12 protein-coding genes are annotated in these 12,462 nt (G+C 44.1%); 3 read left to right on the top strand and 9 right to left on the bottom strand.

Annotated elements, in window-relative coordinates; translation table 11 throughout:
• Window positions 1-163: 163 nt before the first annotated feature.
• The 8 genes from KFT32_RS09080 to KFT32_RS09045 form a co-directional block, all read right to left on the bottom strand.
• The gene (locus KFT32_RS09080; protein WP_211746821.1) at window positions 164-559 is read right to left on the bottom strand and encodes an FxsA family protein; all 396 of its coding nucleotides are present in this window, start codon (window positions 557-559) and stop codon (window positions 164-166) included.
• 18 nt (window positions 560-577) lie between these two features.
• Window positions 578-1,093, bottom strand: coding sequence for an acyl-CoA thioesterase (locus tag KFT32_RS09075; RefSeq protein WP_211746820.1), 516 nt, complete (start codon window positions 1,091-1,093; stop codon window positions 578-580).
• A 100-nt stretch (window positions 1,094-1,193) separates the two neighbouring features.
• Window positions 1,194-2,609: a pyruvate kinase gene (gene pyk, locus KFT32_RS09070; RefSeq protein WP_211746819.1), complete on the bottom strand. Its 1,416-nt coding sequence runs from the start codon at window positions 2,607-2,609 to the stop codon at window positions 1,194-1,196.
• A gap of 99 nt (window positions 2,610-2,708) precedes the next feature.
• Complete coding sequence (locus tag KFT32_RS09065; RefSeq protein WP_211746818.1) at window positions 2,709-3,716, bottom strand: acetyl-CoA carboxylase carboxyltransferase subunit alpha; 1,008 nt, start codon at window positions 3,714-3,716, stop codon at window positions 2,709-2,711.
• A 1-nt stretch (window position 3,717) separates the two neighbouring features.
• Window positions 3,718-4,608: an acetyl-CoA carboxylase, carboxyltransferase subunit beta gene (gene accD, locus KFT32_RS09060; protein ID WP_211746817.1), complete on the bottom strand. Its 891-nt coding sequence runs from the start codon at window positions 4,606-4,608 to the stop codon at window positions 3,718-3,720.
• 209 nt (window positions 4,609-4,817) lie between these two features.
• Window positions 4,818-5,006 carry a glutamate decarboxylase gene (locus tag KFT32_RS09055; protein ID WP_211746816.1) on the bottom strand — a complete coding sequence of 63 codons (189 nt, stop codon included), beginning with the start codon at window positions 5,004-5,006 and terminating at the stop codon, window positions 4,818-4,820.
• Window positions 5,007-5,178: 172 nt separating this feature from the next.
• Window positions 5,179-5,670 (bottom strand): phosphatidylglycerophosphatase A family protein, encoded by a 492-nt coding sequence (locus tag KFT32_RS09050; RefSeq protein ID WP_211746815.1) that lies wholly within the window; start codon window positions 5,668-5,670, stop codon window positions 5,179-5,181.
• A 193-nt stretch (window positions 5,671-5,863) separates the two neighbouring features.
• Window positions 5,864-9,568 carry a DNA polymerase III subunit alpha gene (locus KFT32_RS09045; protein WP_211746814.1) on the bottom strand — a complete coding sequence of 1,235 codons (3,705 nt, stop codon included), beginning with the start codon at window positions 9,566-9,568 and terminating at the stop codon, window positions 5,864-5,866.
• Between the two features lie 164 nt (window positions 9,569-9,732).
• On the opposite strand from KFT32_RS09045, the gene KFT32_RS09040 reads away from it, so the two are divergent.
• The 3 genes from KFT32_RS09040 to KFT32_RS09030 all read left to right on the top strand — a co-directional run bounded on the left by KFT32_RS09040 (window position 9,733) and on the right by KFT32_RS09030 (window position 10,980).
• Window positions 9,733-10,056, top strand: coding sequence for a YtrH family sporulation protein (locus KFT32_RS09040; RefSeq protein WP_211746813.1), 324 nt, complete (start codon window positions 9,733-9,735; stop codon window positions 10,054-10,056).
• Window positions 10,057-10,074: 18 nt separating this feature from the next.
• The gene (locus KFT32_RS09035; RefSeq protein WP_211746812.1) at window positions 10,075-10,560 is read left to right on the top strand and encodes a sporulation membrane protein YtrI; all 486 of its coding nucleotides are present in this window, start codon (window positions 10,075-10,077) and stop codon (window positions 10,558-10,560) included.
• Window positions 10,561-10,668: 108 nt separating this feature from the next.
• Window positions 10,669-10,980: a YtpI family protein gene (locus KFT32_RS09030; RefSeq protein ID WP_211746811.1), complete on the top strand. Its 312-nt coding sequence runs from the start codon at window positions 10,669-10,671 to the stop codon at window positions 10,978-10,980.
• A gap of 22 nt (window positions 10,981-11,002) precedes the next feature.
• Here KFT32_RS09030 and KFT32_RS09025 read toward each other — a convergent pair whose 3' ends face one another.
• Window positions 11,003-12,340, bottom strand: a complete 1,338-nt coding sequence (locus KFT32_RS09025) for a DRTGG domain-containing protein (protein ID WP_211746810.1) — start codon at window positions 12,338-12,340, stop codon at window positions 11,003-11,005.
• Between the last annotated feature and the right edge of the window lie 122 nt (window positions 12,341-12,462).

Genomic DNA, 12,462 nt, shown 5'->3' with positions numbered 1-12,462 from the left:
ACTAATCCTTTATTTATCAAGCTTTCAGAATTAAAGGTTTTTATCACGGAGATAAGGATTTTTTTGTAATCACTTTCATTGACAAACAAGAAGCACTATGTTTATCACTTTTTTCCATAAAAAAGGAGCAGGAAGAATTCGTTCTTCCTGCTCCTTAACCTATTCAAAATCGCCGATGAATCCTGATCTTACCATCCTTCATTTTCTTCTCAAGCCACTTTAACAAAAAGATTCGATATAGCGGTCTTGTCAATGGAAAAAGAAGTGTAAACCCAATAATATCGGTCAAAAACCCTGGAATGACAAGTAACATGCCCCCCACAAAAACACAAAGTCCGTCGAGCATCTTTCGACCCGGTACCTGACCATTTTGCATCTCTTTCTGGGAATCCTGAAGTACTTTGCGACCTTCAAATTGCATCATTGCCATACCAATCAGTGAAGTTAAAACAATTAATAATATCGTGTATCCAGCGCCGATTCTTTCACTTACCCATATAAATCCAAACAATTCCACACCGGGAATTATTAAAAGCGCAGCCCACATCCAGTTTCGCATGCATGGTTACTCCCTTCCCTACCTCAAAGCCTTACTTAAAGCATCGTACAGGTTTGGAAAGCTTTTATCAAGTCTAACAGGCCTAAAATCACGGTTCACCCAGGCATGTTGGGTTGTACCGGTAACAAGAAGTTCACCTGGCAGAACCGCTGATGGTAAAACAGGTCCTACGGAAGAAGGACTATGCTCTACGTCAGAAAGACTGTCGTCTCTTCTTACTTCGTATTCATAACTAAGCCGGACACTACTCATCTGATTAATTCTAGTCCACACGGTGACATAATCATCATATTTGGCTGGTCTTTTATATTTCAGGTCCAGACCGATCACTGGTAGAAGTACACCTTCTTCTTCCATACTACGATAAGTGAGCCCCAAGCTACGAATCATCTCGGTTCTGCCAATCTCAAACCAATTTACGTAGTTGGCGTGGTATACAACGCCCATCTGGTCACTTTCCTGATAACGAACGCGAAAACGTGCCCCATACCATGGGCTTTTCACATTATCTGCCGTTTCCTTAATCGGACTCATATACTTCCCACTTCCTTTACCGAGGTTTTAATGTGTAAAAAAGCAATGGAACCCATCGGCTCCATTGCTTCTTGTTGTCATTCTATGTTGATCAAAACGATTAGATTTGATCAATTTTAATCAAGTTCGTAGAACCGGAGCGACCAAGTGGAATACCTGCTGTAATCACAACAAGATCTCCTTCTTGCACGATACCGGATTTTTTACCACCTGCTACTGCATTTTCAAACAATCCGTCAGTAGTATCACAAGGGATACCTTTAACTGGAGTTACGCCCCAAGTCAAAGCGAGCTTACGCATCGTACGGTCTTCGTTCGTTACTGCTACGATTGGCGCTTCTGGACGGTATTTGGAAACCATACGAGCTGTGTGACCAGATTCCGTCGAAGTAATAATTGCTTTCGCATGCAGGTCAAATGCACTGATTGCTACAGACTGGCTGATCGCTTCCGTTACAGTTGTTTCTTGAGCGCTACGTTGTTTTTTGTAAAGGTCACGATAGTTCAGAGCTGATTCAGCTTTTTCAGCAATACGAGCCATTGTCAGAACAGATTCAACTGGGTATTTCCCTGCTGCTGTCTCACCAGACAACATGATTGCATCTGTACCGTCAAAGATCGCATTAGCCACGTCACTTGCTTCCGCACGAGTCGGGCGTGGGTTACGTTGCATGGAATCCAGCATTTGAGTCGCTGTAATTACCGGTTTACCGGCAATATTACATTTTTCAATCATGCGTTTTTGCACAATAGGAACATCTTCCGCTGGAATTTCTACACCAAGGTCACCACGAGCAACCATCAAGCCATCAGAAACTTCAAGAATTTCATCAAGGTTATCTACACCTTGTTGGTTCTCAATTTTGGAAATAATATGGATATGGCCTGCGTTATGCTTTTCAAGCAGTTCGCGAATTTCAAGTACGTCACTTGCTTTACGAACGAAGGAAGCCGCAATAAAATCGATGCCTTGTTCAATTCCGAAAATGATATCGTTTGCGTCTTTCTCGGTAATACCTGGTAGGGAAATGTTAACTCCCGGTACGTTGACACCTTTTTTACTCTTGATCGTACCGCCGTTAACGATACGGCATTTAATTTCAGTGCCATTCACTTCCACTACTGTCAAACCGATCAGACCGTCATCAATCAAAATTGTTGATCCTGGCGATACATCTCCTGGCAAGTCTGTGTAAGTAATGGAAATACGATCTTTGTTACCAAGGATTTCTTCGGTTGTAAGCGTAATAAACTCATCTTGAACCAACTCAATTGGTTCTACTTCAAGTTTACCTGTGCGAATCTCAGGTCCTTTGGTATCTAGCAGAATTGCAACGGTTTTGTTCAATTCTTCAGAAGCCTGACGAATTGTTTTGATACGACCTCCGTGCTCTTCATAATCACCGTGGGAGAAGTTCAAGCGAGATACGTTCATACCAGCCATGATCAACTTTTTTGTGTTCTCCAACGATTCACTGGAAGGACCAATGGTACATACAATTTTTGTTTTGCGCATTTTTGTAGTTTCCTCCGTTTTCAAGACTCTCTTTATATATCCTTTTCCAACAATTAAATCTACTACAAATTTCGTCATTTGTATAGGAACTTTGTCATATTAATCTTTGCCTAAAGCGGAATCTTCTAAAATTGGTTCTTCTAATTTTTCCATATTTTCCTGAAATTCACCTATTTTCCGGAACTTGTTGTACCGGTCTTGACGAAGTTGTTCTCCGGTCATAGATGATAATTCTGCAAGATGCTGTTCAAGTTTTTGCTTAATGGCCTCCGCCGTCGCTTCATAATCACGATGGGCGCCGCCCTTAGGCTCAGGCACAATATCTTCAACAACTTCCATTTCTATCAGATGCTGAGCTGTAATCTTCATAGCTTCTGCGGCTTGATCTGCCTTTGAAGCATCTTTCCACAGGATGGAAGCAGCTCCGTTAGGCGAAATTGCAGAATAAATTGCATGCTCCAGCATAAGAACCCGGTTACCCACAGCCATTGCTAGAGCCCCACCGCTTCCACCTTCACCAATAACGACACAAATGACAGGTACAGATAACTTGGCCATTTCAATCAGGTTACGAGCAATAGCTTCTGATTGACCTCGTTCCTCAGCCGTTTTACCTGGATAAGCACCCTTTGTATCCACAAAAGTAATAACAGGACGACCAAATTTGTCCGCCTGGCGCATCAAACGAAGTGCTTTTCGAAAACCTTCGGGATGAGCACTACCGAAAAATCGTGCAATATTATCTTTCGTGTCTTTACCTCGCTGCTGGCCAATAACCGTTACCGGTGTGCCACTAAGCCTAGCGAGACCACCGATGACTGCTAGATCATCACCAAACAATCGATCTCCGTGAAGCTCCATGAAATCGGTAAAAATAAGTGATATAAGATCCAGTGAAGTTGGGCGCTGATGATGTCTTGCAAGCTGCACTTTCTGTGGAGCCGTGATGGAAGAATAAATTTCTTCCTCAAGTTTCGTATACCGCTCTTCTAATCGGCTCACTTCTTCTGTAAAATCAATCCCTTTTTCAAGGCCGAACTGCTGAAGCTCTTCAATCTTCTTGCGCATCTCCGTAAGGGGCGCTTCATATGGCAACTCTCCCGCCAACTTACACCTCTCCCTTCACTTCATGCATGTCCAGTAATTTGGCTAGGGTCGTCCGCAAATCTTTACGGTTCACAACCATATCCAGTTGTCCATGCTGCAAGTTAAATTCAGCAGTCTGGAAGTCATCCGGCAATTTCTGGCGAATGGTTTGCTCAATCACAATTCGTCCGGCAAAACCGAAGATGGCTCCCGGTTCCGCTATATTAATATCTCCAAGCATAGCAAAGCTGGCGGACACGCCACCTGTTGTTGGATCCGTAATGACGGAAATGTATAGTCCGCCCTGCTCGTCCAATCTTGCGAGGGCACTACTTGTTTTGGCCATCTGCATAAGACTCAGAATACTTTCCTGCATCCGAGCTCCACCTGATGTGGAGAATATAATCAGTGGCAGGTTTTTTTCCGTCGCTTTTTCAATTGCCCGCGTAATCTTCTCACCGACAACCGAACCCATACTTCCTGAAAAAAAGTCAAAACTCATAACAGCAACTACTACGGGATGTCCGTCAATAGTACCTTCACCGGTGACAACAGCATCTTTGAGGCCTGATTTCATTGTCTGCTGTTCCAACTTTGTTTTGTAACCAGGAAACTCTAGAGGATCGACCGAAATCATATCTGCATCATATTCGGTAAAGCCCTCATCAAGTGTCATCTTGATCCGCTCCATTGCATTTAAACGCATATGATAGCCACAAGAAGGACAGACTTTCAAATTCTTCTCAAGCTCTTTGCTATATTGAATCGTGCCGCATTTACTGCACTTGTTCATGAGACCTTCTGGGATCTCACGTCTTGGGCGGTCCACTCCTTCAGGAGCATCATTCTGCCCTGTTCGCTCTGAAGGAATGGTCGCGTATTTCCGCTTCTTCTGGAATATATCTTTGAACACAACTACACCTCTTCAGCCGTAAATTTGATGGCTTGCCAGTCCAATAATGACCAGCCATTAACAACATAGCATGGGCTAGCAAAAAAAAGTGCCTATAAGCAAAAAAAAGAGGAGACAGACACACTGGCAAGGGAGTCGTTCGCTCTTTACTTTAAATCCCTGCTATTATGAATAGGTCCGCAAATAAGAATAGAACCCCATTGCTTCAACTATGAATGCAAGATGGAATTCAGTACTTCCTGAACCTCTTCAAGCTCACCGGAGGGAACGAGAATTTCATACTGTTGCTTGGATAAACTGATGGGACGGGCCTGTACCAGAAATCCTTCATCCGCAAGCCGAGTTTTAAGTCTTTCAGCAATTTTTGCTGTCGGTGCAATATATATCACCGTCCACATGCCATTTCCGCCCCCTAAGCCTCAAGTTCAAAGCTCGCATAATGGGTTAATGATAACATACCTCTCTTTTTTTCCGCAAGAAAGGCTTGGAGGCAGAATAATTCATGTGTCGTTCTACAATGTTCATGTAACTTTTGTTTTCGCCTATTTCCCCTTGAGTTAAACCTATATTTTATGGATTAAAAGGATAATTTTTGGCGCTAATGTTTTTGTGCGCAATCCGTGCAGAGGCCGCAGCGGCAAGTCCTGCAACGAGATCATCCAGAAAAACATGAATCCCCGAATTGTTATCATTCAGTTTTTCGATAATTCCTGTCTTCTCTTTGTCCAGATAACCAAAGCTCGTAAGCCCAATCATCCCGTACACACTAGTAATACCTAGAGCTAGAGTCTCGTCCACACCATAGAGTGGCTCATCAGCTTCTAGCAGTGCTTGAAGAGGCTGAGGCAACAACTTCTTCTCTGCGAGCTCATCCAGTGCAATTCCCGTATAGAGGGTATACTGCACTTCTCGTTTACATAAAACGGCACGCACACTCTCCACACACTCTTCTTCTCTCAGTTCCGGGTGAAACTTTTTTTGAAGGGCGAACACGATTTCTGCAATGGATTCAATCGTTACACCTCGTCGTTTCAGCATCGCTTCCGCAATCTCATATGACATCTGCTGATTCCCCCATCCCTATAGGCATGCTTGCCTCATTTTGAAAGGAACAGTATCAAAGTGAGAGCAAGCTTGCTACTTAAAAATGCACCAAATTTTAGGTGTTCCTAAGTGTATGCACCCGGGACGGAAATAGTTCGTAAAAAGTACGTAAATTGCTGTATGTCTAAAAAGATATAGCGTTCCTTTACTTTTACTTTACAATTACGGTTCCTTTTCCGAGCATTTCTTCTAAACCAGCAATGAGCTCTGGAGAAGGTTTGATACTGTAAGCGTCGCTTAAAGCTCTGTAGGATCTATGTTCTTCATAGAATAGCACGGTAGCCACAGGTCCCGGATGCTCTTGCAGCAGTGCCTTCAGCCTCGTAAGGACACCTGACTGTTCCGCTGCCGGTGTAACCTTCATGTAAACACGTTGTTTTACACGCACACGGGGTTTATTAGTGGACTCTAGGTTAGTCGATGCACTAACCGCCTCACCCGCCTCATTAGGCGCCAAAGCAGCACCTTCTGACACCGTATTTACCTTCGTATGACTGGGTACCACAGGAGCTTGCTCTGGCGAAGAAGCAACTCTTGTCTTCCCTTGAAAAGCGGGTTCAAATTTCTTATCACGACGTCCCGAGGTTCGCTGTTTTTGTATAGCAAGACGCCGCAAATTCTCACCAGATAATGGAGCTATTTCGTCGGCAAGAAGCTTGAATCCTTCATCCTGCAGTTGTACTTTGGCACGAATAGCAAGTAATTCTCCCTTGTCGATTAACTGTTGACTTTTTTTCCATACTTCTGGAAAAAGAACAACTTCCGTCCGTTCAATTTGGTCCTCAAGTTCCATGAAAGCCATTGATTTCCCTTGTTTTGTAGTTATCGGTTTAACCGATACCACCATGCCTGCCGTTACAATCACTGACTCATCAGGAGTATCTGCTAATTCCATAAGTTTGCTCGCTTCTTCTGTCTCAAGTACCTCGCTAAAATGATCAAGCGGATGACCTGAGAGATAAAGCCCAAGGAGTTCTCGCTCGAGCTCAAGCTGCTGTGACATGCTGTGACGTGGAATGTCCGGATACTCAATCTCCCAGTTAGGAGTTTCTACAAAATCGAAGAGCTGAATCTGTAAATCTTCCCTTTCTTTTCGCCACTTCAGTGCCGCTTCAACGACTTCATCGAGCATCGCAAGAAGCTGAGCCCGGTGCCCTGGAAGCTGATCAAACGCACCTGCCTGAATCAAGGATTCAATAACGCGTTTGTTACAAACCCTAAGGTCCACCCTTCTGCAAAAGTCGAGCAGACTTGCAAAAGGTCCTTCCTTACTTCGTACGGTCAGGATACTCTCCATCGCTTGCGTCCCAACATTTTTAATCGCAGCAAGACCAAAACGAATTCCACCGGCCCACTCCAGTTTTCCGGGTTCATCATTTGAAGAATCTACTGTTTGGCCGAAGACGGGTGTAAATAATATCCCGCTCTCATTCACGTCAGGTGGAAGTACAGGAATCCCCATTCGCCTACATTCGACAACATATTCTGCTACTTTTCGGTGATTCCCCATGACAGCAGTCAACATGGAAGCCATAAATGGAGCAGGATAATGTGCTTTTAAGTAAGCTGTCTGAAAAGCTAGTATTCCGTATGCTGCCGCATGAGCACGTGGAAATCCGTAGTTGGCAAAACGGACAATCATGTCATAGACGTGATCCGCTTCCTCCTTGCTGTATCCTTCAGCAAGGCTGCCTTTAACAAAATGTTCTCGTTCAAGATCGAGAACTTCTCTTTTTTTCTTGGATACCGCTCGGCGTAACAAATCCGCTTCTCCGAGAGAAAAACCGGCCATACTCGAAGCGATCTGCATGATCTGTTCCTGATACACAATGATCCCGTACGTATCTTCAAGAATTGGAATTAGATCCTTGTGCGGGTAATCCACTTCAATGAGCCCATGTTTACCCTGAATGTATTTCGGAATAAATTCCATCGGACCCGGACGATATAGAGCAAGAACAGAAATAATATCTTCAAAAACGGAAGGTTTCAGATCCTTAAGCACTCTGCGTACTCCAGCTGATTCCAATTGGAAAATCCCCGTCGTCTCACCGCTCCCCAGCATCTCATACGTCTTATGATCATCATCAGGGATAAACCGAAAATCCGGTGTCTCCCCTTCCTGCTCTTTAACCCAGCGAAGACAACGCTCAATAATTGACAAAGTTCGCAGTCCCAAAAAGTCCATCTTAAGCAAACCAATAGACTCCAGATTTTCCATTGAGTACTGCGTCAGTGCTGCCCCTTCGCTACCTTCCTGAAGAGGGACTGCATCAGTGAGTGGATCCCTTGAGATAACAACACCCGCTGCGTGCGTAGAAGCATGTCTCGGCATTCCCTCCACTTTTCTTGCCATATCAAGCAATTCTCTCGTTTTGGGCTTCGTTTCATAGAGCGCTTTAAGTTCCGGTGTAAGCTCAATTGCCTTGGTAATATTCATACCAATCTGCCCAGGGATTAGCTTGGCAGCTTTGTCCACCTCAGCATAAGGAATACCAAGCACTCTGCCCACATCTCTTACCGCTGCTCTTGCCGCCAGTGTTCCAAACGTAATAATCTGGGCAACATGCTCTCGTCCATATTTTCTAGAGACATAATCAATTACCTCGTCTCTGCGTTCGTCACTAAAATCGATATCTATATCAGGCATCGTAATCCGTTCCGGGTTGAGAAACCGTTCAAAGAGAAGGCGGTATTTGATTGGATCTACATTGGTGATCCGCAGTACATAAGCAACGAGACTGCCCGCAGACGAACCCCGTCCTGGGCCTGTTGCAATTCCTTCCTCATGAGCGTAAGCAATGAAATCCCATACGATTAAGAAGTAATCCGAGAAGCCCATCTCTTCGATTACACCAAGTTCATAATACAGTCTATCGAACAGCTCTTTCTTCCCTTTCTCACTGAGCCAGCGCTCCGTATCCTGATACCGGGAAGTCAGCCCTTCCTCACAAAGCTTCTTCAAGTATTCTCCTGGTGTGAGTCCATCGGGCAATGGTCTATAAGCTGGTAAAATAGAATTCCCAAATTCAAACTTCAAGTCCGTGCGGTCTGCGATCTGGACCGTGTTTGCTATGGCTTCGGGCACGTGTGGGAACAGTCTTTGCATCTGCTCGCTGCTCTTCAAATAAAGCTGGCTGGAAGGGATACGAAGCCGGTCTTCATCTTCCACGGTTTTCCCCGTACCTATACAAATTAAAACATCCTGAACTTCTGCATCTTCCTCAGATAAATAATGAGCATCATTCGTAGCAACAAGCGGAATCTCAAGCTCTTTCGAGAGTCGAATAAGCTCTGGATTGACACGCTTCTGTTCTGCAAGACCATGATCTTGGAGTTCAAGATAGAAACGGTCTCCAAAAATATCTTTATAACGAATAGCTGCCTCTCTAGCTTCGTCCGGACGGCCCATCAATAAATGCTGGGGAATTTCACCTCCAAGGCATGCACTTAAACAAATAATTCCCTCATTGTATTTTGCAAGGCTTTCCATATCTATTCGAGGTTTGTAATGAAATCCTTCCAGATGACCAATAGAACAAAGTTTCATCAAGTTCTGATAACCCGTCATATTCTGGGCAAGCAAAATCAAATGATGAATCGGCTGATCCTTACGATTTCCCCGATCATGACGGGAACCTGCTGTCATATAAGCTTCACAGCCTATAATGGGCTTGATGCCTTTAGCTACACATGCTTTATAAAAAGGGATTGCTCCGTACATAACCCCATGGTCAGTTAACGCCAGAGCTTTCATCCCGTCCTTCGCTGCTTTGTCCACGAGCTCTACAATCCGTGCAGCACCGTCAAGCAGGCTGTATTCGCTATGAACATGCAAATGCACAAATGAACTCATGTCTCTTACATCCTTTCCCTCACACATCGTAATTTCACGTATTTTATCTTTTCTATTTTATCATAACAAAGGAGGCTCCGCCCATAGAATAGAGTACAAGCAAGCTGTGTGCTTCCTTCAGAAGTAAATCTGCGAAGGAGAGCAGAAAGGAGACGGACAGAGATATGAGTTTTATGTCTAAAATTATCCTTGATTTCTTTATTGCTTTTGGCATCGTACTTGGTGGAGCCATGCTAGGCGGTATCGGAGCTGTAATCTCCTTACAGCCACCTACACAGACCATGCTGGATGTGGCAGGCAAAATCAAGATTTGGGCACTTGCCGCAGCCGTTGGCGGTACGATTGATCCCATGCGCGTCATAGAAAGCAATGTGCTGGACGGGAATTTATCACCGGCAATCAAACAGATTTTGTATCTTATCTTTGCTTTCCTCGGGGCCCATATGGGTACAGAGCTTGTCAAGTGGATTTGCACAATACGGAATTAGGAAGGAGGTAAGCGTTCCATGCGTGTACCCCCAACCTATCGTTTACGTCCTTTTATGCAGTTATCCGGTGTGTTTGTACTAGGTATGATTGTGGGATGCATTGTCTATAATGCCATCTTTCATGCAAGTTATAACGAGCTGTGGCTTGAAAATAAGGACCTGAAGATTCAGGAGGAGCAGTACATCGATGATATTAAAAATTTAAAGAAGTACAGCAAGAGACAGACCGTAATCAAGGAAATTAATATCCGTGCAGAAGAATCGGACAAGATTCCCGACTCGGTCTCCGTGAAAGAGATCATTCAGCTTTTAGGAGATGACCTTGAGGTACTGCGGGGAAGAGATGTATACAACATCGATGAATATAGTAAAATGACCCGAATTATGATGGATAAAAAAACATATACAGTAAGAGAGAAGCCCTATTCTGTGAAAATCACGACCATGCTTGTTATGGAAGGCGTACTCCAAGTATGGGTAGAGATCACGCCCTTGAACCGCTAATATTATTGCTTATATGATGGTAATATTTTCAATATAAAACTACGATTCATGATACAATGTGGACAGCATGATTTACACTTTCTACAAAAGGAGCTGTCTTTGCTACTCATGCTTGATATCATAAGATATGCATTGTTTGCCCTTCTTCTTGTCTCTACGGTAACTGCAGCATTTTCCAGTATTCGAAGCAGACGTACACGTGATCCGCAGCAAAAAGGTGTTATGCAGGCAACAACCAACATCTGGATGGGGATCATGCTCATTGTGCTGGCCTGTATCCAAATGTTCATGTTTCAAGGATCTACGGTTTCCGTCATTGTAGAAGCGCTCTTTCTTGTGCTTGGGGCATTTCATGTTTTTGCTGGTATTCGAAACCGCAGTTATTATTCCAATCAAAAAAGCGAAAAGTCTCCTGTGTAAGGAGGACTTTTCGCTTTTTGTTCTATACCCGATCAATGGATTGAAGTGTCATAATTGCTTTACATATCAGCTTTTCATCCTCGCGTATAATATCAATATCGAGTTTACAGTTACGTCTACTAAGTTCAAGTACGGATGGGACAATGCTAATCTTGTCTTCGATCTGAACAGGCCGGACAAAATAAGTCGTTATATTCTCCAGTACGTGATCACTGCCTGTTCTCTCCTGTGCTGCTTTATAGCCTGCTTGTGTCATTAAATTGACAAGAACCCCTTCCGAGATCGTACCAAGATCCGTTGCCATCTGAGGGATAACAATTCCATCATACCTAATATCTCCTTCGGGTCCCCGTTCTTCTACAAACCCGTTCCAGATCAAATGGTCAAATGTTTCTCCAAGCTGTGGCTGTTTCTGTGCTTCCCGCATGGCATCAAGTACTTCTCTACGTTTGACGGAAGTAATCAGCTTACGATTCCGATCTACAATAGGTAAATAATCAATCCCCTCCGAAGCCATGAGCTGAGCCGCAGAAGCAAGGGATGTTTTGAGTGTGGCTGTGACGGGTTTACGTACCACACTTTTATCTATTGCCTGATCATGCTCCAGCTCGATGACATCCTTGCGACTTATAATCCCTATGACCCGGTTCCACTCATCAACAACAGGAAAACGAAGTTCACCTGTTTCAAGGACCAATCGGCTGAAGTCTGTAGCCGTACTACTTAGTTTAAGGAAGTAGGCTCTAGGCCTGTCCCCCACAATATCTTCGACCAGCATGATTTTCTTCTTAATAAGACGATCAAAAATGGCCCGGTTAATCATCGATGCAACTGTGAAGGTGTCATGACGGGATGAAATAATAGGCAGGCTCAGCTCATTGGCTAGCCGTATCACCTCGGAGTTCGTTTCAAATCCACCCGTGATCAGTACTCCTGCCCCCTGACTCAGTGCCAGGGTATGAGCATTATCCCGGTTCCCTACAATGAGTAAGCTACCTGCATCAATATATTTGGCCATAGCCTCTTCCTTCATTGCACCAATCACATACTTATGTAAAGGTTTAGACAGTCCGTCACTACCACCGAGTGCGTATCCTTCTACAATCTCCACCACATCACCGAACGTAAGCTGCTCTGATGCACCACGTAGTCTTTTCTCTACACGTACGGTTCCGACTCTTTCTCTTGTTACGACAAGTCCTGCATTTTCGGCTTCCTTAACTGCACGATATGCCGTCCCCTCACTTACTCCCATTTCTTTAGCAAGTCCACGAACTGAAATTTTTGTTCCGATCTTCAGCTGTCCTATGTACTCCAGAAGCTGTGCATGCTTCGTAACGGTTTCTTCATGACCTTCCACTCTGTTACACCCCTTTTTGTCCGAACTGTACTAGTCTGTATTCATTATATCATGAACAGAAGGAAATACCCAAAAAAAGGTTTTTGAAAAGAATAATGAAAAAGGGTTGTCCTGTCGCCATT

Source organism: Paenibacillus sp. Marseille-Q4541 (assembly GCF_018310695.1).
In the GTDB taxonomy this organism is placed as follows: domain Bacteria; phylum Bacillota; class Bacilli; order Paenibacillales; family Paenibacillaceae; genus Paenibacillus.
The sequence above is the reverse complement of the archived record's forward strand: the minus strand, read 5'-3'. Positions and strand labels throughout refer to the sequence as shown.